We start from the raw sequence: 22,076 nt of genomic DNA on the forward strand, positions 1-22,076 counted from the left end.
AAAACATGAAAAGAAAATACTCCAATCAGAGAAAGAATCTATGCCAAATAGAGAAATTCTCTTATGAAGTCGTGTTATTCCAAGGAACCGTTCTAGTTTCTATGACTTGGTTTATCGCTTGTAAGACCGATTGTTTTTGTTTTTTCATGGTACTCATAAAGCTTCGTATCTGACAAAAAGATTCTGCGCCTTTCTTACTTCGGAAAGTCCCAGACACTTTCTGTTTTACTTTCGTCATCCGAATATCCCGTTCTGCTTGATTGTTATCAAATGGAATGGCTGGATGTTCTAAAAACGCTAGAATTCTGTCAGAATACTTGACGAAGCGATTCCATAAATTTTGAGAAGGCGTCTGCTTTCCTTTCTTCTTTTGTTTCGTGGAAAGAATCTGTTGTTCTTTCAATATGGATTGATACATAATAAACAGATTCTTTTGCGTCGCTTTTGGCATGGTACCTTCGGATTGCTTTTTCATCGTCAACGCTTGCGTTAGAAATTTCTGCATCTGTTGTGCCCATTGTTCTCCAGTACTATCTATAATTCCTTGTAAATCTCGTAAGAGATGGGCATTACATAAAACGTGACGACAATCTGTATACGCATCATACGATTTCCAACCATCATGCATCGCAATTCCAGAAAAAGATGGCAAGATTTCTCCAGCATCCATTGCTTCTTTTCCACGTTTTTGATGAATATGTTGCAATGTCACCTCCGGTGTACTGGCAGTATGTAACCATTGTGTTTTGTTTTCTACACGCATACCAGTTTCATCAAAATGGACAACAGGAGACTGCAGAATCTTTTCCTTTACTTCTTTTATGAATGGCTGCAATTGAGAAGCGAAAGCCTGTGTATGATTTACCAGGGTTCCTTCGCTTATAGAATGTCCAAAACAATCCTGAAAGAATTCTTTTGTTCGCTTCAAAGAAATGCATTGATAATGCGTTAAATAGGGAATCAGTCTTTTTATATTTGGACCATATTGAACAGGACGAGATACTGTCGAAGGAAATTGGGCTTCTTGGATAGAATGGCAATGTGGGCATTCTTTCTGTTCTACTTTATGTTCTGTCACTTCGATCTGAATAGGTGGTAAGTCATACACTTGGCGAATGCGATACCCTTTTACAGGCTCGTGGTTCAAGGAAGTATGACAACAAGTACAATATGTAGGAGAATGTGTAATCGTATGATCTGGAGTCGCTGTCAAACCAAGAGTATGTCCCTTGTGGCCCAACTGGCCACCCGTTTGACGATGAGACGGTTTGCGCAAACTTTTTGTAACGGGCTTACCCAAACCATCTGTAGAAGGTGGCTTATGACTATTTTTGGAGTTTTTTTTTGAAGCATTTTCTAGTTCTTGTATACGTTTTTCTAACTTAGAAAATGTTTCTTCAAATAAAGAAATAACAGCTTCAGGTCCTTTTTTATATGTATCTAAAATAATTTTTCGATCGACCATAAGATTCACCTCCCCTGTTTGATATACTCAGTATTTACAAATGGGAGGCATATGAAACTAGTAAAATTTAAAAAAGACACCGAAAGGTGGCTGAGTAGTTACGTAGATACTTTATCTCTTACTAAATCAATTGAAAATTGTAAAACGACTAAACCAAATGCAGTAGAGATTATGCCGGGGATTATGCCTTCTATTATTAAGCAGCTAGTAGAGGAAATAGAGTTTCCTATTATTGCAGGAGGGCTGATTCAAACGCGAGAAGATGCGGAAATTGCAATTCGTGCAGGAGCAAGTGCGATTTCAACAAGTCATTATGAAGTATGGATACAAGAAGAAAAAAGGAGTGCAACCTTGTGATTGAATTGAAAAAGGTTTCAAAGGTATATAAAAATGCAGAAGAGACAGCGGTTAAAGGCGTATCGGTTCATATTAAGAAGGGTGAATTTTTTGTTTTAGTTGGACCTTCGGGATGCGGGAAAAGCACATTATTACGAATGATCGCTGGCTTAGAAGAGATTTCTTCAGGAGATTTAATTATTAATGAACGTGTTGCAAATGATCTAGAGCCGAAAGACCGTAATCTATCAATGGTATTTCAAAATTATGCATTATATCCACACTTATCTGTAGAAGAAAATATTTTATTTGGACTTAAGGTAAGAAAAGTACAAAAAGAAGAGCGACAAAAGCGATTAATGGAAGCTATTGAAATGGTAGGACTGAAAGAGTATGTGAAAATGAAACCAGGCCAATTATCAGGCGGACAAAGACAGCGTGTTGCACTTGCCAGGGCAATTGTGAGTCAAGCGCCAATCTGTTTAATGGATGAACCACTTTCGAATTTGGATGCGAAATTACGTGCGCAAATGAGAATTGAAATTAGAGAAATTCAGCAGCGATTAGGAATTACGATGATTTACGTTACCCACGATCAAATAGAAGCGATGACTATGGGTGATCGTATCATGGTTTTAAATAAAGGAAGTATACAGCAAGTTGGAACACCACTTAACATATATAACGAACCAGCAAACGAATTTGTTGCAAGCTTTATAGGTTCTCCTTCTATGAATATAAATGATGGGGAAGTAAATAAAGAAAAAGGTGTATTACATATAGGACAATTGCAAATTCCATTATCTATTAGACAGTTAAAGCAATTACCAGAAGGAACAATTCGCATAGGCATGCGCCCTGAGCATATTGCACTGTCTGAGGAGGGACAAGAAGTGACGTTGCAATCTGTAGAAGTATTAGGGAATGAATCTATATTGAACTTTGCGGTAAATGGAACAACTTGGAGTGCGAAAGTTATCGGACAGTTACTCCTGAACAAAGGTGACAAAGTAAAATTATTATTCTCGCAAGAAAAGTTATGCTTCTTTAACGAAAACACGAATGAACGCTTAAAAGTGGTAGGTGAAGAAGAGTTGAAAGTGGTGGCGAAATAATGATCGAAGTAAGTAAGTTACCAGTTCAAACAAAGGTGTCAAAAAAGAAAAAATTATGGGAGAGAACGAAAGATTTAAGAATAGGATTATTGTTTTTGGCGCCATCTATTTTGCTATTTTCGATTTTTCTGTTCTATCCATTGTTTAGGACGATTTATTATAGTTTTTATTTAACCGATATACATGGAGAAGCTAATCTTTTCGTTGGCTTAGAAAATTATCAATATTTATTCTCTGATCCAGCCTTCTACAAAAGTATAAAATCAACTTTATTATTTGTTTTATATACAGTTCCTACGAGTATTATATTTGCTTTGTTTCTTGCATTGATTGCAAATGGAAAGGTAAGAGGTATTGGGTTATTCCGAGTTCTTTTTTCTTCGACGATGGGAATATCAGTAGCTGCTAGTGCAGTGATTTGGCTATTTTTATTTCATCCAAGTGTAGGATTATTTAATAATATATTAGCCTCTATGAACCTTCCTGCAATCGCATGGTTAACGAGTCCGGACTGGGCACTATTCTCTGTATCAGTTACAACAGTTTGGGTGAATACAGGTTTTGCATTTTTAGTTATATTAGGTGGTTTACAAAATATTGATACGTCTTTATATGAGAGTGCATCTATAGATGGTGCTAGTTATTTATATAAGCTTCGCCGTGTTACATTACCGATGCTATCACCAACTTTATTCTTTATTGTAACAGTAACATTAATTAGTGCGTTCCAAAGCTTTGGACAAATTGATATTTTAACGCACGGTGGACCAAATGATGTAACGAATTTAATTGTGTACTCGATTTACAAAGAGGCGTTTGTGAATCATCAATTTGGAACAGCAAGTGCACAAGCGATGGTATTATTTGTTTTCATTTTCGTTGCTACATTACTTCAATTTAAGTTTGCTGAGAGAAAGGTGCATTATAAATGATTGTTAAACAGTGGAAACAAAATTTCCTATTATACATGCTACTCATTATTAGTGCAGTGATGGTATTTTTTCCTGTACTGTATGCATTTTTAATAAGCTTTATGACACCAGACGATATTCAAATGAGAAGGTTATTTCCGACCCAGTTTACTTTTGATAATTTCATTAATATTTTTCAAAAAGTACCGCTTTTTACATACTTATATAACAGTTTAATTGTATCGACAGTCGTTATGATTGGACAACTTATCGTATCAAGTTTAGCAGCTTATGCTTTTGTTTTTCTTCAGTTTAAAGGGAGAAACTTAATTTTCTTCCTGTTTATTTCAACGATGCTTATTCCGTGGGAAGCAACGATGGTGCCTAACTTTTTAACGATTCAAAACTTTGGCTGGATCAATAGTTTCGCCGGGATGACAGTGCCGTTTTTTGCAACAGCTTTCGGTATTTTCTTGTTACGTCAACATTTTATGACACTCCCGAATGAACTGAAAGAAGCTGCTTTTATTGAAGGGATTGGAAATATAAGATTTTTATTCAGCGTTGTAATACCGTATTGTAAAACGAGTTTTATTACGCTTGGAGTATATAGCTTTTTAACAACATGGAATATGTATTTATGGCCACTTTTAGTGACCACTGATGAAAAAGTAAGAACAGTGCAAATCGGTGTAAAGCAGCTTCAGTCTCAAGAAGTTGCAACTGATTGGGGAAGCGTAATGGCCGGTGTTACGGTTATCGTTATTCCAACATTGATTTTACTATTTTTAGGGCAAAAGCAATTACAACAAGGATTAACCAAAGGTGCAATTAAATAACTAAGAGAAGGTGAGATTTAAATGAGTCTAGTTAAAAAAGGTGCTGCTCTATTAATGGTAGCAACAATGGCATTATCTAGTGCAGCTTGTTCAAATAGTAAAACAGAGGGAAAATCTGAAGTACAGGCAAAAGTAGCACCAGTTGAAAAAAATGGTGATAAAACTGTAATTCGCTTCTGGCATGCGATGGGTGGAAAAACACAAGGAGTATTAGATGGTCTTGTTGCAGACTATAATAAGTCGCAAAATAAATATGAGATAAAGGCAGAGTTCCAAGGGACATATGAAGAGTCTTTAACGAAATTTAGAACGATGTCTGCAACGAAAGAAGCGCCAGCTCTTGTTCAATCGAGTGAAATTACAACGAAATATATGATTGATAGCAAAAAAATCACACCAATTGATAGCTGGATAAAAAAAGATAAGTACGATACGTCAAAATTAGAAAAAGCAATTACAAATTATTATTCAGTTGATGGAAAAATGTATTCTATGCCATTTAATTCATCTACACCAGTATTAATTTATAATAAAGATGCTTTTGCAAAGGCGGGCTTAGATCCAGAGAAAGCTCCAAAAACATATGCGGAATTACAAGAAGCAGCGAAAAAGTTAACGATTAAAGAAGGCGGAAATGTAAAACAATATGGATTCTCCATGCTTAACTATGGTTGGTTCTTTGAAGAATTGTTAGCGACACAAGGTGCTTTATATGTAGATAACGAAAACGGCCGTAAAGATGCTGCAAAGAAGGCGGTATTTAACGGTAAAGAAGGACAGAAAGTATTTGGAATGTTAGATGATTTAAATAAAGCTGGCGCACTTGGAAAGTATGGAGCAAGTTGGGATGATATTCGTGCCGCGTTCCAATCTGGACAAGTTGCTATGTATTTAGATTCTTCAGCCGGTGTTCGTGATTTAATCGATGCATCTAAGTTTAATGTAGGTGTTTCATATATTCCGTATCCTGAGGATTCGAAACAAAATGGTGTTGTTATTGGTGGAGCATCATTATGGATGACGAATATGGTTTCAGAAGAAACGCAACAAGGTGCTTGGGACTTTATGAAATATTTAACGAAGCCAGACGTACAAGCAAAATGGCATACTGCAACAGGTTATTTCTCAATTAATCCAGATGCATATAATGAGCCATTAGTAAAAGAGCAATATGAAAAATATCCACAGTTGAAAGTAACAGTAGATCAATTGCAAGCGACGAAGCAATCTCCAGCAACACAAGGGGCTTTAATTAGTGTATTCCCAGAATCACGAGATGCAGTTGTAAAAGCATTAGAAGCGATGTATGACGGGAAGAATAGTAAAGAAGCGTTAGATGAAGCTGCCAAAGCAACAGATAGAGCAATTAGCATTTCAGCTCGTACGAGTCAAAAATAAGAGAAAGCCGTATCCTTAAAAGGGATACGGCTTTCTTTATAGGGAGATAAGGGATCAAAGAAATGATGAAGTCTTATCTCTTTTATATGAGTAAAGGGTCTAGAGTGAATGTTGTCCTTTTCATTATTTATTTAACTCCATTGCGACTTGTTTACCATTTACGAAAACCTCTACTACCGCTACTACAACTTCCATTACTTTTTTCATCTCTCATCTCTCCTTATTTTTTGTTTCATTTCTTACTCTCAGTATAAGGAAATACAGTAATTACAACTATCGAATTGGATGACAAGAGACTTACATTGTTGTAAGGATAATAGTTTAGTTTGTAATAAAGTGAAACTGTAATCAGTGGGGGGCTTACTGCCCGTTAATACGGGATTTCAATTCTGAACTTTCTGTCGTTTTGAACTATAATTAGAAAGAGGGGGGATAATATGAAAAGAATTCTTGTTATTAGTGATATTCATGGAGAGATAGAAAAGTTCGAACATTTATTGGAAGAAGCTCAATATGATGCGAAACAGGATCAATTAATCTTACTGGGAGATTATGTAGATCGTGGTCCAAATGCGCGTGCTGTAATTGAAAAGGTAAGAGAATTGAAAAAAGATGGAGCACTCATTTTAAAAGGAAATCATGAAGATATGATGATTAAGGCGTTAACGACAAATGAGGAACGTTCATGGAACCATTGGGTAAAAAAGAAATGGTGGAGATAAGACATTATATAGCTATGGATTTGTAGAAGAAGATATTGCGGTTAATGAGAAAGACTTCCAAAAACCGATTTTACACTCTCGTGTATTAGAGGAACATATAAAGTTTATTCAAGAATTAGATCATTACATTGAAACAGAAGAGTATATATTTGTACATGCTGGGGTTGAACCGATGAAACGAGTTTCTGAATCTGAACCATATACATTAATGTGGATCCGTAATGAATTTCATAATGGATATAGCGGTGAAAAGGTTATTGTATTTGGGCATACGGAAACAAAAACGCTTCATGGTAGTGAGGATTGCGGAGTGTATTTTGGTAGTAATCGTATTATTGGAATTGATGGCGGGGCTGTGTATGGCGGTCAGCTAAATTGTTTAGAGTTGCCGAGTAAAAAGGTATATGTAATAAAAAATTGAAAGAGATAAGAGGAATCTTATTTCTTTCAATTTTTTATTAAGCTAAATTTAAGACAAAGTTTTTATAATAAAACTTCAAAATTTTAGAAGGAAATAGTTAAAAATGAAATTACGTAATGTAACTACATTCTTTTGTTATGAAGAGAAGAAATGTAATAATAAATAGAATTGAACTATTTGATGGAAGGTGAGAGCATGCGTTTACTTGTAGTAGAAGATAATGCTTCGTTATTAGAGTCTATCGTACAAATTTTACGTGATGAATTTGAAGTAGATACGGCAATAAATGGAGAAGATGGATTGTTTTTAGCTCTTCAAAATATATATGATGCAATTTTGCTGGATGTGATGATGCCAGGGATGGACGGATTTGAAGTGATTCAAAAAATACGAGATGAAAAGATTGAAACACCAGTCCTGTTTTTGACAGCGAGAGATTCTTTAGAAGATCGGGTGAAGGGATTGGACTTTGGTGGAGATGACTATATTGTTAAGCCATTTCAGGCCCCTGAATTAAAAGCGAGAATTCGTGCTTTACTACGCAGAAGTGGTAGTTTAACAACGCAGCAAACAATTCGCTATAAAGGCATTGAATTGTTCGGAAAAGATAAAGATGTTCAAGTAGATGGAAAAGGTATGAAGTTATCATTAAAACAATATGAGCTTCTAGAGTACCTTGTTCAAAATAGCGGAAAGATTTTAATGCGTGAACAAATTTTTGATCGTGTTTGGGGATTTGATTCAGATACGACAGTAGCGATTGTAGAAGTGTATGTGCATCATTTACGTAAAAAATTAGAGCCATTCGGTTATCAGAAAGATATTCAAACCGTTCGAGGTATTGGATATATATTAAAAGAACAATGAAAAAAGGAAGTATGTTTCAAAAAACACGCATTCGTTTGACTATAGTGAACTCATTAGTATTTATTCTATTAATAGGTATATTAGGCAGTATTATTTATTCGTACACATACAAGCGTATTTATAGTGAAGTAGATCAATCTATAAAAATGATAGCTCAGTATAGAGAAAAATTAGATGTTAAAGTACCACCAAGAAAACGCATGGAGAATATCCAAATTGGAGATCCGCGAGTAACTAGAATAACTTGGAATGGGAAAATAGTGAAAATAGAGGGCGATAACCGTAAATTCCGTTCTATTTTTGAAGAGAATTTGGAAAGTTTTTCTCCCGAAAAATTAGAGGAGTTACAAGATATTGAAGTACAAGGACGATATTTTAGAGCATTTTCGCTTCAAAAAGATGGAGAAATAGTTCAAATCGTGCGAGATATAACAGCGGAAGAAGGAATGTTAAATACTTTATTTTTAATTCTTGTTATAGGTTGTAGCATAGGAAGCCTCTGTGCGATAGGTATTGGCTTTTTCCTAGCTGGTAGAGCACTTGTACCTATTCAAAGTTCATGGGAGAAACAGCAACAATTCGTTTCTGATGCATCACATGAACTCAGGACACCACTTGCAGTTATTCAATCAAAAACGGATGTTTTATTCCAGTCACCATCCGCTACGATAGAAGAAAAAGCGATGGATATTTCTACAATTTCAAAAGAATGTAGGCGGTTATCGAAACTCGTTAGTAATTTATTATTGCTAGCACGTTCTGATTCTAATCAAATTGAGATGGATAAGAAAATATTTGAACTTGATAAATTGTTAGAAGAAATAGTAGCTCCATATAAAGAGATTGCTTCTTATCAAGAAAAAGAAATGATGCTAAAAGTAGAACGTGGTGTATCTTTTATGGGGGATAGAGAGCGGATTCATCAAATGATGGTCATACTGTTAGATAATGCGATGAAGTATACAAACGAAGGTGGGCATATTCAAATTGATTGCACGCAAACGAGTAGTTCAATTCGCATACAGGTGAAAGATGACGGGATAGGAGTGAAAGAAGAAGATATTCCGAAATTATTTGATCGTTTTTATCAAGGGGATAAAGCAAGAAGTACGTCAGAAGGAGCTGGATTAGGTCTTTCAATCGCAAATTGGATTGTAGAAAAGCATTACGGAAAAATATCAGTAGAGAGCAAATGGGGAGATGGCACTTGTTTTGAAGTGATTTTCCCTAAAAATCAAAAAATATAAGTAAGAAGACGACCTTGTTTTTACAAGGTCGTCTTCAGAGTGTTGGGAAACCCTTTAGGGTTCCCAACACTCTGGAATCTTTTTTGATTTTAGCGAATAAAAACAACATAAAATAATAGAATTTTAAAAAATAGCCCTCCACCTGACCCTTTTTGGTCAGGTGGAGGGCTATTTTTTTCATGTTTTGACAAGCTGCGGTGAGATAAGCTTGCATTTGGACAGACTTCAGCCCTCGAAACCGGGCATAGCGGTAGCCATGTAGTTCTTTGGCGTCTGCAAAGCTTCGCTCTATAGTGGAACAGCGTACTTTATACAACCTTTTCCCTGTAGCTGTTAGCTTGTTTTTTCTAGCAATATCCTTATATTTCTCCCACACATGATGAGTGATAACTTTTTGTTTTTGTTTCTTTGAAAAGCACACCTCACGTAACGGACAAACAGCGCAGTCTTCTGGATTCGATTTGTATTGACGGTATCCTTCACGATCAGTTGTTACATATTCTAGAATACATCCCATCGGACAAGCGAAAACATTCATTTCTTCTACATATTTAAATTGGCTTTTCGGTACTTCTTTATTCCGTTTTCCAAATCGGCGATACCCCATCACCATAAATATATTCCGTTCTGATAGTTTCTTACAGATATATCCTGTAAAATAGCCAGCATCAAGGGCAACAGCTTCTACTTTGAAGTCGAATTTATCAATCTGAGCTTGGAGGCGTGCTAAATACGGCTCGGAATCTGCCATATTTCCAGCCGTTACATAGGTATCTGTAATAATATTGTACTTCGCATCAGTCGTACGATGATCCAAGAAATGAAAACCATTTGGTTTTCCATCTCTCATTAAAAATCCACTATCTGGATCCGTTGTACTTATACGAGTTTTTTTGGTAGGGGTATCACTTTCCTTTCTAGGTTTTAATTCTTTTTTCCATGTACCTCACGATCTTCGATTACCGCAGCTTCTAGCTCGTCTATATAAAACTTTGCTTTTTCTTTTTTATATTTATGTACAAATTTATTTTTATTGGCATTGGCCTTAATATGTGTAGAATCTGTCATCAGTGCACGTCCTCCTACCATCCGGTGCTCCGTCGCTTGTCTCACAATCTCATCAAAAATTTCTTCGAAAATATTTGTATGAATAAAACGAGTACGACGATTCCAACTGATTGTAGAGTGATCCGGAATAGTATCCGATAGAGAAAACCCTAAAAACCAACGGTAGGCAATATTCGTTTTAATTTCCTTTTCCAATTGACGCTCAGAACGAATACCGTAAAAATATCCAATAAACATCATCTTAAATAAAACAATAGGATGAATGGACGGGCGTCCATTGTTTTCACAGTAATAAGGGCGTAACTTCTCTTCAATAAAATCAAAACTAATTGTCGCTTCAATTGCACGAAGGAAATGATCTTGTGGAACCAACTCTTCTACAGAAACAGATACACGCTCATCACGATGATTTTTTAAAGCACCCATCATAAAAAATCTCTCCTTTTCCTCTTTTTTATCAGTGTTGACACATAAAAAGAGGTTCAGACACAAAAACAGGCTGTGGAGAAGACTTTCTCCACAGCCTGAAGACGACCTTGTTTTTACAAGGTCGTCTTTTTTTAAGGGAAAGTTAAGAAACTATTTATATTATGTATGGCATAAAGAAAGTTCGTTACATGAAGAAGAGATTAGGTGTATGTGAGTGGGGTTTATCAATCATAATGTTATCTCAAGCAGCGATGAGATGTATGTATAGTATTAAAAAAACTAGGGGAATGATGGGAAAGAAAGTATAAGAGGGAGGAATTAATTTTGAAAAAGAAAATGATGACGGTATTCACTATTGGAGTAATGAGTTTAAGTATATTAGGGGGGGCCTCTCCTTCTGAAACACAAAAAGGAAAGACAGATTACACGCAGCGCAGTAAAGAACAATTGAACAATGGTAAGATACATGCAGTGCATACAGAAGAAAAAGCAGAGAAACTAGGTATTGAAACGGAAGGAAAAGAACAAATTACACTAGAAAAAGAAATTCATGAAACAGAAGTAGGAAGGGAAGCAGAGCAGTTAGGCATATCGATTGAAGGAAAAGATGTTGGGATGCTGTCAGAAGAAATCTATGAAACAAAAGTAAAGCAAGAAGCGTTAAAGCTAGGTATATCTATAGAGAATACATCAATTGTAGATTTAATTACTCAAATTAATGCGATTAAAATTAAAGATGAAGCAGATAAATTAGGTATTTCGACAGATGGAAAAGAAATCGAAGACATCGCGGAAGAAATCTACGGAAAGAAAGTAAGAGAAGAAGCAGGAAAGTTAGATATTTCTCAAAAAGGAAAAGAAATTGAAGAGTTAGCACAAGAAGTGTACGAACAAAAAGTACAAGAAGAAGCAAAAAAACATCATATTGATTTGTATGGTAAAGATATATATCAAATATTAAGAGAAATTAATGAACAAAAGGTGCTACAAATGGCAGATGAGCTTAATATGGATAAAATGAATATGAATATTCAAGAGTTAGCGGAAAAGATAAAAAAAGATCAGCCTGAAAAAGGAAAAGAACTAAATTTTGTACCGATGGTACGAACGGATGCTGACGCATTTTATTCTTATTTAACGAATTAATAAGGGTGTGAAAGCGATAAGAAAATTGAAGTGGTATATATGTACAGCTTTACTAGGTGCAGCAATATGGAGTGTATATACAAATGGAATTCCAAAGTATGTAGAGAAGTTAACATTCTCAAATATACAAAGAGGAAAAGAAACGGAGTTTAGTAATAACGATGAAAAAGTCATCTTAGCAAATGTTCCCTTAATTCAGCAGTTACCAGAATTGGATAGAGGCTGTGAAGTGACGAGCTTAGCGATGATGTTACAATACGCTGGTGTTTCAGTGGATAAGATGACATTAGCAAATGAAATAAAAAAAGTTGATTTTATAGACGATGGTGTGCGCGGGAATCCGAATGAAGGATTTGTAGGTAATATTTATACATTTTCTGAATCGGGATATGGTGTATATCATGGGCCACTTTTTCAGTTAGCGGAAAAATATTTACCTAATAAAGCTGTAGACTTAACAGGGAAGAATATAGAAGAAATTTATAAGAGTATAAAAGCAGGGCAACCTGTAGTCATGATCACAAATGCAACATTTGCACCATTAGATGAAGCTGAATTTACTACATGGGAAACAAATAGTGGAGATGTTTCTATTACGTATAATGAACATTGTGTTGTACTTATTGGGTATGATCAGGAATCTGTATATATTCGAGATCCACTTGAGGATAGCTTAGATGTAAAAGTACCGAGAGAAACCTTTGAACAGGCATGGGTACAAATGGGAAGTCAGGCAATTAGTTATGTAAAGAGCGCTAAATAAATTAGGACGAAGAGTTTTAGTAATATGACTATAAGGCGAAGGGTAAAGATTTGAGGATTATAAGAGAAGTTTTATAGAGTAGAAGCTGTTAAGAAATAAGAGAACTTTAGCATATATAATGCTAAAGTTCTCTTATTTTTATGATTAAAATACGTATAAGGAGTGGATATGCAAAAATGCATAATTGACGAAAAAATTACATGTTATCATTATATATTGTTTTATATATATTAATTGTATAAAATGACACAAGTATCCACATTACATAAAGGAGGCTTATTATGCAAAAAATATTTAACTGGGTTAAATGTATGAGTATCAATAAAAAATTAATCATTTCATTTTTTATTATTTTAACTATACCAGGAATTATTATCGGTGGTGTTTCATATCAAACTGCCAAAACAAATTTTGAGCATCAAATGACAGATAAGGCAAAGGAGAATATTTCGATTTTAAATACTGTTATTTCTCAAAATATAGAAGAGAAATTTGTTGATGCGACGTACTTTGCAGACATCTTAACAGAGGATACATATCTAAATGGACAAGAAGAAATAGTAAGAACGAAGTTAGCACAATATATAAAGCTTCATCCAGAAGTAGAAGGTATTTATATTGGAACAGAGACGGGAAAGTTTATAAGAGAACCATTTATTCAAATGGCTGATGGGTATAATCCAACAGATAGATCTTGGTATAAAGAAGCACATGAAAATAAAGGGAAAGTAATTGTTACTGCGCCATATCAGTCAGCATCTACAAAAAATATGGTAGTGACGATTGCGAAAGAAGTAAAAGATGGTAAAGGTGTTATAGGAATTAATTTAAATTTAGATAACATCTTAAAAATTTCCAAAATGATTAACATTGGTGAAAAAGGTTATGCAGTTATTTTAGATCAAAATAAGCAAATTGTTAGTCATCCATCTAGAAAACCAGGTGCAAAAGTTACTGATCCTTGGATTAAACCAATTTATGAAGATAAACAAGGAAATGTGTCTTATACAGAACAAGATGATAAAAAGAATTTAATCTTTGCAACAAATGAGAAAACGGGCTGGAAAGTAGTTGGTGTTATGTTCGATGAAGAAATTACCCAAGCTGCCAGTCCAGTGTTTTATAAGACTTTGATTGTCATTGCTATCGCTATTGCATTTGGTAGTATATTAATTTATTTCATTACAAAGTCTATTACAAGGCCATTACGAAAAATAGCTGAATCGGCATATAAAATTAGTAAGGGAGATTTAACAGAGAAAATTACAATCCATTCCAAGGATGACATAGGGAAATTAGGGAATTCATTTAATGAAATGTCTACGTCTTTACAAGATGTTATTACCCAAATTAGCTTTTCAGCAGAACATGTTGCAGCATCGGCAGAAGAGTTAACAGCGAGCGTACAGCAAGCAAATGATGCGACAGATCAAATTACAATTGCAATGGAACAAGTATCAGGTGGGGCTGAATCACAAAGTCAAGGTGTTGAAGAAGGTGCGGCTACATTGCAACAAGTAAATACAGCAATTCAAGATGTAACTGGAAGCGCAGAGTCAATTTCTATTTCCTCATTACATGCGCGAGAAAGAGCTGAAGAGGGAGAAGATTTAGTTGAACAAACTGCAAAACAAATGCAGTCTATTTCTAGGTCGGTATCCGAGTCAGATGCTATTATTAAACTGCTTGATGAGAAATCAAAGCAAGTAGGAGCTATTTCTGAAGCAATTCAAAACATCGCAACTCAAACAAACTTATTAGCTTTAAATGCGGCTATTGAAGCAGCAAGAGCAGGTGAACAGGGGCGAGGATTTGCTATTGTAGCAGATGAGGTTAGAAAATTAGCAGAGCAATCAGGAGAGTCATCTGGAGAGATTGCAAATTTAATTGCAGAAATTAAGGCGGATATTGAACATACTGTTAAGGCGATGGATAATGTGAATGGAGAAGTTCAACAGGGCCTTGATGTTGTAACAAAAACGAAAGTAAGTTTTACGGAAATTTTAAGTTCTACTACACATATTGTTTCTCAAGTTAATCAAATGGTAGAAACAACGAAGAGAATTGCTGGGGATGCAAATGAAGTGACAAATGCTATTGATGAAATTGCAGCTGCTGCAGAAGAAAATACAGCTAGTATGCAAAGTGTTGCAGCTTCAACAGAAGAACAGGTTAATTCCATGGAGGAAATTAGTTCAGCTTCGCAAAACTTAGCTGAGATGGCAGAAGAACTACAAGCGATGACTAGTAAATTTAAAGTATAATAACAGCAGATAAGTAAGGTGAAAATAATATCATCTTACTTATTTTTCTATTCAGCAATTAGGGGAGTCATTAACGGGATGAAAAAAAGAAAAAGACTATGGAATTTATGGAAAACGATTACATTGTTAGTTTGTACAGTTGTAATTTTTTCTTTACTTGTGACAGATATATTAATTAGTCATAATGTAGAACGGACGACGGAGGATAGCCAAGCAGAGAAGGCAAAAACAATTGCACACATTGTGGCGAATGATTCGATTGTAATCGATGGTTTGGTTGGGAAAGCAGATACCTCTGCAATCCAAACGTATACAAATAGAATATTACAAAACACAGGTGTTCAGTTTATTGTAGTTATGGACATGAATGGAATAAGAAAGTCACATCCAAATCCTCAAAAAATAGGGCATCATTTTATTGGGGGAGATGAAGGGCCTGCATTGAAAGGAAAAGAACATGTATCGTTAGCAGAAGGAACTTTAGGTATTTCCATGCGAGTGTTTGTACCAATATTTTCTGAAACAGGTGAACAACTTGGAGCTGTGGCTGTTGGTATTTCAGCAGATAATGTAAAAGAGAGAGTTAAGGAAAGTAGACATATCATTTATATTGGTGTCGGAGTTGGTGTATTAGTCGGAATTATAGGAGCAATATTGCTAGCTAGACATATAAAGAAAAGTTTATTCGGTCTTGAGCCGCACAGGATAGCAAAAATTCTTGAAGAAAGAAATACGATGCTACAATCTGTAAAGGAAGGTATTATTGCTGTAGATAAAGAGGCTAGAGTAACATTAATTAATAATGAAGCGAAACGTCTATTTAAAAAAAGCGGACTTGAAGAAGATTTTATCGGTAAAGATGTTGAGTTGTATATGCCAAATTCACGTATAAAAGAAGTATTGCAAACGGGAGAAGTACAATTAAACGAAGAACAAAATATTTATGGAATTACGATTGTGACGAATCGAGTTCCTTTATATGTAAAAGGAGAAATAGTTGGTGCAATTGCAACATTTCGTGATAAAACAGAGATTAGAAAACTAGCAGAGGAACTAACTGGTATTAGACTATATGCAGAAGCATTACGGGCACAATCTCATGAGTTTATGAATAAGATGCATGTCGTATTAGGGCTTACACATATGAAGCAGTATGAAGAATTACAGAAGTATATAAACGGCATGGTATCAGAGCATCAATATGAAATTGGTGGAGTTATGAAAAGAATAAAAAGTCCAGTATTTGCTGGTTTTTTACTAGGTAAGCTCAGCTATGCTAGAGAGAAAAATATAAAATTAATTATAAGTGAAGATTCTTATATGCCGGAAATAGATGATGAAAGTATTACTCATGAACTTATTACGATTGTCGGAAATTTAATTGATAATGCATTAGAGGCAGTTACGAATTGTGAAAAGAAGCGAGTTGAAGTTAAGATACAACATGGGGATATACTAACTATTACAGTACAAGATACGGGAAAAGGTATACAAGAAAAAGAAATAGAGCAATTATTTACGAAAGGTTATTCCACAAAGGGAGATAACCGCGGTTATGGTTTGTATCTTGTAAAAGAAAGTATACAGCGAATAAATGGGGAAATTCATATGCATTCATTAGTAGGTAAGGGAACAACGATAACAATTGAAATACCTAAAGGTAGGGATGAGAGGCAAATATGATTAAAGTTTTAATTGTAGAAGATGACCCGATGGTAGCAATGCTAAATACGCATTATTTAGAGCAAGTAGGAGGATTTGAACTTGTTCAAGCAGTTAACTCAGTAAAGTCGGCGATCGAAATATTAGAGAAATCACGAGTAGATTTAGTATTACTTGATATTTTTATGCCTGAAGAGACTGGTTTTGAGCTTTTAATGTATATCCGGAACCAAGAAAAAGAAATTGATATTATAATGATTTCAGCTGTACATGATATGGGAAGTATTAAAAAAGCATTACAATATGGTGTAGTAGATTATTTAATTAAACCATTTACATTTGAACGATTTAAAGAGGCATTAACTATATATCGAGAAAAACTTACTTTCATGAAAGAACAACAAAAAATTAGTCAATCGGAATTAGATTCGTTAATTTTACAAAAAGAAAAAAGGGAGCCTACTGTCACGAAAGAGCTTCCGAAAGGGTTAACGAAGCAAACGTTGCAATTAATTTGGCAGAAGATCGAGTCGTTGAATGGAAGAGTGTTTACAACAGATGAAATGGCACAATTAGTTGGAATTTCAAGAGTTTCTATTCGAAAATATGTAATGTTTTTGACTGACATTGGAGTGTTAGAAAACGAAATGATGTACCAACATGTGGGCAGACCTGTAAGTAAATTAAGATGTGTTGATCAAAAGAAAATAGAGTTTTACGTATAAGCGACTTAATATAAGTCGCTTATACTTTTTTTAATTACAAAATCAATTACAAAACTTACAAAAACTATTTTTACTATTGAAAGCGTTTTAATATTGTTATTAAGAAAACGAGGGGGTGCCATATGGGAATTCAAAAGAATGTGGAAGCGGTATCATTTTCTGAAGGAAATGAAGTACAAAGAGAATCTTTCGCTTCTAAAATTATGAATGTAAAAATCGGTGTTATACCTTTACCGTTATATGTAGTATTGGCTGCTATTATTTATGGGGCATCTGTATATAATAAATTGCCAGCAGATATGATTGGTGGATTTGCAGTTATTATGATCATGGGGATTTTCTTAGGCGATATTGGGATGAGAATTCCAATTTTAAAAAATATCGGCGGTCCAGCAATACTTTCGTTATTTATTCCATCATTACTTGTATTTTTTAACTGGATGAATCCAGCTTCAATGGAAGCTGCGACTATGTTAATGAAAAAATCGAACTTTTTATATTTATATATTTCTTGTTTAGTAGTCGGAAGTATTTTAGGAATGAACCGTAAAGTGTTAGTACAAGGTTTCGTTCGTATGTTTATTCCTTTAGTAGTAGGGACGTTAGCTTCTGTAGCAGTAGGGTTATTGGTCGGTTCATTATTTGGATTTGAAATGAAGCACACATTCTTCTTTATCATCGTACCAATTGTGAGTGGTGGTATCGGGGAAGGGATTTTACCATTGTCGCTAGCTTATAGTGATATTTTAAATGAATCATCAGCGACGTTTGTATCACAGCTTATTCCAGCAGCTATTATTGGAAATATGTTCGCAATTGTAAGTGCAGGGTATATGAAGCGTTTAGGTGAGAAGAAACCGGAGCTTAGTGGTAACGGTGTATTAGTGAAAACAGACAATCAAGCAGAATTATTAAAAGAACAAAATACAGAGAAGCCAATTGACTTCTCATTAATGGGAGCAGGTTTATTAATTGCGTGTACGTTCTTCATCTTTGGAGGATTTGCTTCTAAGTTCATCGGTATTCCTGGGGCAATCATTATGATTTTTTCAGCAGCACTTGTGAAATACTTTAAATTAATGCCAGCAAAAATGGAGCAAGGAGCATTCCATTTATATAAATTTATTTCGAAGAATTTAACTTGGCCTTTAATGGTTGGATTAGGATTGCTATATATTCCGTTAAAAGACGTAGCAGCAGTTCTTTCAGTAGGATATGTTGTTGTGTGCGCATCGGTTGTTCTTACAATGGTAGCATCAGGTTTTCTTGTAGGGAAAGTGATGAAGATGTATCCAGTTGAATCGGCGATTGTAACTGGATGTCATAGCGGTTTAGGCGGAACTGGAGATGTTGCTATTTTATCGGCTTCAAATCGTATGGAATTAATGCCGTTCGCGCAAATTTCAACTCGTTTAGGTGGGGCGGCAATGGTTGTAACGGCGACAATATTATTAAAAATGTTTTCATGATCAAACAAGCTAGCTATATTCATATAGCTAGCTTGTCAAATTAAGGGGAGATTATAAGTATGTTAGCAAATCAAATTAATGAAAGATCATTGTTATTGCATAAAGAATTAGTAGGGAAAATTGAAATTACAAGTAAAGTGGAGGTAAATTCAGCGGATGATTTAAGCCTGACGTATACACCAGGTGTAGCGGAGTCGTGTAAAGCAATTGCGGCAGATGAAGAAACAGTGTATGACTATACAGCACGTGGCAATATGGTGGCAGTTGTTTCAGATGGAACAGCGGTACTCGGTTTAGGAAACATTGGACCGAAAGCGGCTATGCCTGTTATGGAAGGAAAAAGTATTTTGTTTAAGAAGTTTGCGAATGTAGATGCTTTCCCATTATGTTTAGGCACAACGGATGTAGATGAAATCGTTACCCTTGTAAAAAATTTAGAGCCTACATTTGCAGGGATTAATTTAGAAGATATTGCAGCACCGCGTTGTTTTGAAATTGAAAAACGATTAAAAGAAGAAACGAATATTCCTGTATTCCATGATGATCAACATGGAACAGCTATTGTCGTTTTAGCAGCTGTTATTAATGCATTAAAAGTTGTTAGCAAACAAATGGATAATGTGAAAATCGTTATTAACGGTGCGGGTTCGGCAGGAATTGCAATTGGAAAATTATTATTAAAGGCTGGTGCAAAGCACATTACGTTAGTTAGCCTAGAAGGTATTGTTTGTGAAGGTGAAACATGGATGAACGAAGCACAAATTGAAGTTTCAAAAAAGACAAATCGTGAACATGTGCGTGGAACGTTAAAAGAAGCAATTCACCAAGCTGATATTTTTATTGGCGTATCTGCTCCTAACGTATTAACGAAAGAACTTGTACAGACGATGAATGAGAAAGCAATTGTGTTTGCAATGGCGAATCCAATTCCAGAAATCTTCCCTGAGGATGCATTAGAGGCTGGGGCAGCTGTAGTAGGAACTGGACGCTCGGATTATGCGAATCAAGTAAATAATGTATTGGCGTTTCCCGGAATATTCCGCGGTGCGTTAGATGTGCGCGCAACTGATATTACAGAAGAGATGAAATTAGCGGCAGCATATGGGATCGCTAACATCATTACTGATGAAGAACGTAATGCGAATTATGTAATCCCGAATCCATTAGATAAAAGAGTTGTTCCAAGTGTTGCAGAAGCAGTAGCGAAAGCAGCTATTGATTCAGGCGTGGCACAAATTACGAAAATACCACGTTATTAATAGCGAAAAGCAGTGCCTAAAAGGCACTGCTTTTTTGAGATAAGAAATCAAAATAATGAAGAAGTGTAGAATTATTTATGTTTCTTCATTATTTATTTAATTCCATTGCAACTTGTTTACCATTCACTAAAACCTCAGTTACTGCTACGATCACTTCTATCATTTTTTTCATCTCTCATCTCTCCTCGTTTCATTTCTTACTTTAAGTATAAGAGAAGAGAGATAATTCAACTATCGAAGTACATGACGTAGAAATTACATTGTTGTAAGAAAGTGGTTTATTTTTGTCACTTTACTCAGCAGTGATTACAAACTGATCATAATATTTTTCATTCACATATATATTTAATAACCATAATCCAGATGAAGGTAGTGACATAGTGAGAGGGAGTTCGTTTGTAGTAGAATCGATTGTATTTGAAGTAGTCCAAGTTTGTTTGGAAGTTTCTTTTTGAAAGAGTACTTGTGTCGGAGTTACAGATCCTTGTTTTAGCGCAATAATAGACAATTTTCCAGTTGGTATTTCAGAATCTAGAAAGTGCCACATTATTTCATTTTGTTCATTTGCGATAATAGGACTATCAGCCATTGCGACTTTACCTTCGATGCCTTTTAAAGGCATTTTTCCTTCTACGAAAGAAGGTGTTTCTTCCCAATTTACATCTTTTAAAACACTAAGGTGAAAGAAGGAAGGTGCGTTCACTTGAGTGGATGACGTTGCTATTACGTCTTTTTTTTGTTCTTTTGAATCCGGTTGCGTTTGTGTGCATCCAGTGATGAGGAAGGAGAGAAGTAGCATAGTTCCGATTTTTTTCATGGTGCCACACTCCTAGTTTTTATTGTTAGTGTAATTGTATTTGCTAGAAGGCGGGACAATTCCTTTAAAGTATAAAAAGAGGTCGTAAGTTTTGTACGACCTCTTTTGACATTTTTATCCCGTAAAAGCCCGATTGGTGTAGGTTAATAATTAGTGGGAGATAGTCCCCACTAATTAAAGTTTCATTTTATATTTGTTCCGTTGTATAGGTTGGTTCGGTTTCTTTTTGAGGCATCGTCAAAAAAATAACGGACAGAACGATACATACGCCGCCTAATAATTGATATGTTCCAAAAGATTCATTTAGCCAAGTGATTGAAACGATGGCAGCTACAAGGGGTTCAATGCTAGATAAAATGCTTGTTTCTGTTGCTGCTAAATATTTAAGACTACCGATATATAGAAGGAAAGAAAGGGTACCACTAATAATGATAAGAATAAGCATAGAAAAAGTTTTTAGTGTAAGGGTTTGTGAAAATTGATTCCACCCGAATGAACGATTATAAATAAGTAGTGCAATTCCTCCGATTAACATCCCCCAACCAATTACTACAGTTGTCCCGCATTCTTTAATGAGAGAAGCCGGATGAAGGGTATAAAATGCAAATCCGATTGCTGTTAATAGTCCAAAAATAATAGCTTCTTTGGATAAAACAATATTTTCAATTGAGCCATTTGTAATAATAAAGTATGTTCCTATTAGCGCGGCTATAATTGCGAATAGTTGCATGGAAGCAGGGAATTTTCTTTGTTCAAATGCAACATACATGGTAATAAGAACAGGACCTAGAAATTGAAATAGCGTTGCTGTGACTGCATTACTAATATGAACCGTTTCGATAAAGGCGTATTGCGCACCGAGCATGCCGAGAATAGAGAAAATAATAAGTTGTATAGAATATCTAGGGTGTTTCCAAATTTGAAATATGTTTTGTTTCTTTATAAGTAAGAAAGACAAAATAAATATTCCTGCAAGCAACAATCGAATTGTTAAAAAATCAATTGAGGATACATTAGTATGTTGAAATAGCCACTGAATCATTGGACCAGATAATCCCCATAATGTAGCCCCTGTAATAATCATAATGAGTCCGATACGTCTACCATTGTTCATTATCATGTTTCTCCTCTCCAGTATTTGATTTTTTATGTG

16 protein-coding genes and 4 pseudogenes are annotated in these 22,076 nt (G+C 35.1%); 16 read left to right on the top strand and 4 right to left on the bottom strand.

Translation table 11 applies throughout. From position 1 onward, the window contains the following. Positions 1-61 precede the first annotated feature (61 nt). Positions 62-1,465 (bottom strand): IS66 family transposase, encoded by a 1,404-nt coding sequence (gene tnpC, locus AC3WVZ_RS00860; protein ID WP_100910632.1) that lies wholly within the window; start codon positions 1,463-1,465, stop codon positions 62-64. Positions 1,466-1,567: 102 nt separating this feature from the next. On the opposite strand from tnpC, the pseudogene AC3WVZ_RS00865 reads away from it, so the two are divergent. The 8 genes and pseudogenes from AC3WVZ_RS00865 to AC3WVZ_RS00900 all read left to right on the top strand — a co-directional run. Then, positions 1,568-1,822, top strand: a pseudogene (locus tag AC3WVZ_RS00865) (glycerol-3-phosphate responsive antiterminator); the annotation flags it as partial. Next, entirely contained in the window at positions 1,819-2,916 is a 1,098-nt protein-coding gene (locus tag AC3WVZ_RS00870) for an ABC transporter ATP-binding protein (RefSeq protein WP_233935871.1), read from the top strand. The pseudogene AC3WVZ_RS00865 and the gene AC3WVZ_RS00870, both read left to right, overlap by 4 nt. Continuing rightward, a complete protein-coding gene (locus AC3WVZ_RS00875; RefSeq protein ID WP_233935873.1) occupies positions 2,916-3,848 on the top strand; it encodes a carbohydrate ABC transporter permease in 933 nt (310 codons plus the stop codon). Before AC3WVZ_RS00870 ends, AC3WVZ_RS00875 begins: the two co-directional genes overlap by 1 nt. Further along, positions 3,845-4,666, top strand: a complete 822-nt coding sequence (locus AC3WVZ_RS00880; RefSeq protein ID WP_000635946.1) for a carbohydrate ABC transporter permease — start codon at positions 3,845-3,847, stop codon at positions 4,664-4,666. Before AC3WVZ_RS00875 ends, AC3WVZ_RS00880 begins: the two co-directional genes overlap by 4 nt. 21 nt (positions 4,667-4,687) lie before the next feature. Next, positions 4,688-6,064, top strand: coding sequence for an ABC transporter substrate-binding protein (locus AC3WVZ_RS00885; protein ID WP_063220130.1), 1,377 nt, complete (start codon positions 4,688-4,690; stop codon positions 6,062-6,064). A gap of 437 nt (positions 6,065-6,501) precedes the next feature. Further along, positions 6,502-7,207 (top strand): annotated as a pseudogene (locus tag AC3WVZ_RS00890) (metallophosphoesterase family protein). 195 nt (positions 7,208-7,402) lie between these two features. Further along, positions 7,403-8,074, top strand: a complete 672-nt coding sequence (locus tag AC3WVZ_RS00895; protein WP_001238621.1) for a response regulator transcription factor — start codon at positions 7,403-7,405, stop codon at positions 8,072-8,074. Further along, complete coding sequence (locus AC3WVZ_RS00900) at positions 8,071-9,321, top strand: sensor histidine kinase (RefSeq protein ID WP_000715835.1); 1,251 nt, start codon at positions 8,071-8,073, stop codon at positions 9,319-9,321. The genes AC3WVZ_RS00895 and AC3WVZ_RS00900 overlap by 4 nt, the downstream gene beginning before the upstream one ends. A gap of 127 nt (positions 9,322-9,448) precedes the next feature. On the opposite strand, the pseudogene AC3WVZ_RS00905 reads toward AC3WVZ_RS00900, so the two are convergent. Continuing rightward, a pseudogene (locus tag AC3WVZ_RS00905) lies at positions 9,449-10,818 on the bottom strand (IS1182-like element ISBth7 family transposase); the annotation flags it as partial. Positions 10,819-11,142: 324 nt separating this feature from the next. Here AC3WVZ_RS00905 and AC3WVZ_RS00910 point away from each other — a divergent pair. The 8 genes and pseudogenes from AC3WVZ_RS00910 (at position 11,143) to AC3WVZ_RS00945 (ending at position 20,106) form a co-directional block, all read left to right on the top strand. Next, a complete protein-coding gene (locus tag AC3WVZ_RS00910; RefSeq protein WP_000728585.1) occupies positions 11,143-11,964 on the top strand; it encodes a hypothetical protein in 822 nt (273 codons plus the stop codon). 7 nt (positions 11,965-11,971) lie between these two features. After that, on the top strand, positions 11,972-12,727 hold the full coding sequence (locus AC3WVZ_RS00915) for a C39 family peptidase (RefSeq protein ID WP_033689701.1): 756 nt from the start codon (positions 11,972-11,974) through the stop codon (positions 12,725-12,727). Positions 12,728-13,149: 422 nt separating this feature from the next. Beyond that, positions 13,150-14,052 (top strand): annotated as a pseudogene (locus AC3WVZ_RS00920) (HAMP domain-containing protein); the annotation flags it as partial. Positions 14,053-14,172: 120 nt separating this feature from the next. Then, positions 14,173-14,991 carry a methyl-accepting chemotaxis protein gene (locus AC3WVZ_RS00925; RefSeq protein ID WP_432804035.1) on the top strand — a complete coding sequence of 273 codons (819 nt, stop codon included), beginning with the start codon at positions 14,173-14,175 and terminating at the stop codon, positions 14,989-14,991. A gap of 78 nt (positions 14,992-15,069) precedes the next feature. After that, a complete protein-coding gene (locus AC3WVZ_RS00930) occupies positions 15,070-16,674 on the top strand; it encodes a sensor histidine kinase (protein WP_233935875.1) in 1,605 nt (534 codons plus the stop codon). Beyond that, positions 16,671-17,378: a response regulator gene (locus AC3WVZ_RS00935; protein WP_000598666.1), complete on the top strand. Its 708-nt coding sequence runs from the start codon at positions 16,671-16,673 to the stop codon at positions 17,376-17,378. The genes AC3WVZ_RS00930 and AC3WVZ_RS00935 overlap by 4 nt, the downstream gene beginning before the upstream one ends. A 122-nt stretch (positions 17,379-17,500) precedes the next feature. Beyond that, complete coding sequence (locus AC3WVZ_RS00940; RefSeq protein ID WP_000512722.1) at positions 17,501-18,847, top strand: 2-hydroxycarboxylate transporter family protein; 1,347 nt, start codon at positions 17,501-17,503, stop codon at positions 18,845-18,847. Between the two features lie 59 nt (positions 18,848-18,906). Then, positions 18,907-20,106: an NAD(P)-dependent malic enzyme gene (locus tag AC3WVZ_RS00945; protein ID WP_000880780.1), complete on the top strand. Its 1,200-nt coding sequence runs from the start codon at positions 18,907-18,909 to the stop codon at positions 20,104-20,106. Positions 20,107-20,398: 292 nt separating this feature from the next. Here AC3WVZ_RS00945 and AC3WVZ_RS00950 read toward each other — a convergent pair whose 3' ends face one another. Both AC3WVZ_RS00950 and AC3WVZ_RS00955 read right to left on the bottom strand, forming a co-directional pair. Next, positions 20,399-20,923 carry a DUF4871 domain-containing protein gene (locus AC3WVZ_RS00950; protein ID WP_000719692.1) on the bottom strand — a complete coding sequence of 175 codons (525 nt, stop codon included), beginning with the start codon at positions 20,921-20,923 and terminating at the stop codon, positions 20,399-20,401. Between the two features lie 187 nt (positions 20,924-21,110). After that, complete coding sequence (locus tag AC3WVZ_RS00955) at positions 21,111-22,037, bottom strand: DMT family transporter (RefSeq protein WP_001059054.1); 927 nt, start codon at positions 22,035-22,037, stop codon at positions 21,111-21,113. Positions 22,038-22,076: the final 39 nt, after the last annotated feature.

The organism is Bacillus sp. CPT56D-587-MTF, from assembly GCF_058792335.1.

Excerpts from the sequence above, each read along its gene's own strand:
- tnpC (WP_100910632.1), bottom strand. The coding sequence starts at position 1,465 with ATGGTCGATCGAAAAATTATTTTAGATACATATAAAAAAGGACCTGAA.
- AC3WVZ_RS00875 (WP_233935873.1), top strand. The coding sequence starts at position 2,916 with ATGATCGAAGTAAGTAAGTTACCAGTTCAAACAAAGGTGTCAAAAAAG.
- AC3WVZ_RS00880 (WP_000635946.1), top strand. The coding sequence starts at position 3,845 with ATGATTGTTAAACAGTGGAAACAAAATTTCCTATTATACATGCTACTC.
- AC3WVZ_RS00885 (WP_063220130.1), top strand. The coding sequence starts at position 4,688 with ATGAGTCTAGTTAAAAAAGGTGCTGCTCTATTAATGGTAGCAACAATG.
- AC3WVZ_RS00895 (WP_001238621.1), top strand. The coding sequence starts at position 7,403 with ATGCGTTTACTTGTAGTAGAAGATAATGCTTCGTTATTAGAGTCTATC.
- AC3WVZ_RS00900 (WP_000715835.1), top strand. The coding sequence starts at position 8,071 with ATGAAAAAAGGAAGTATGTTTCAAAAAACACGCATTCGTTTGACTATA.
- AC3WVZ_RS00925 (WP_432804035.1), top strand. The coding sequence starts at position 14,173 with ATGGAACAAGTATCAGGTGGGGCTGAATCACAAAGTCAAGGTGTTGAA.
- AC3WVZ_RS00930 (WP_233935875.1), top strand. The coding sequence starts at position 15,070 with ATGAAAAAAAGAAAAAGACTATGGAATTTATGGAAAACGATTACATTG.
- AC3WVZ_RS00935 (WP_000598666.1), top strand. The coding sequence starts at position 16,671 with ATGATTAAAGTTTTAATTGTAGAAGATGACCCGATGGTAGCAATGCTA.
- AC3WVZ_RS00940 (WP_000512722.1), top strand. The coding sequence starts at position 17,501 with ATGGGAATTCAAAAGAATGTGGAAGCGGTATCATTTTCTGAAGGAAAT.
- AC3WVZ_RS00945 (WP_000880780.1), top strand. The coding sequence starts at position 18,907 with ATGTTAGCAAATCAAATTAATGAAAGATCATTGTTATTGCATAAAGAA.
- AC3WVZ_RS00950 (WP_000719692.1), bottom strand. The coding sequence starts at position 20,923 with ATGAAAAAAATCGGAACTATGCTACTTCTCTCCTTCCTCATCACTGGA.
- AC3WVZ_RS00955 (WP_001059054.1), bottom strand. The coding sequence starts at position 22,037 with ATGAACAATGGTAGACGTATCGGACTCATTATGATTATTACAGGGGCT.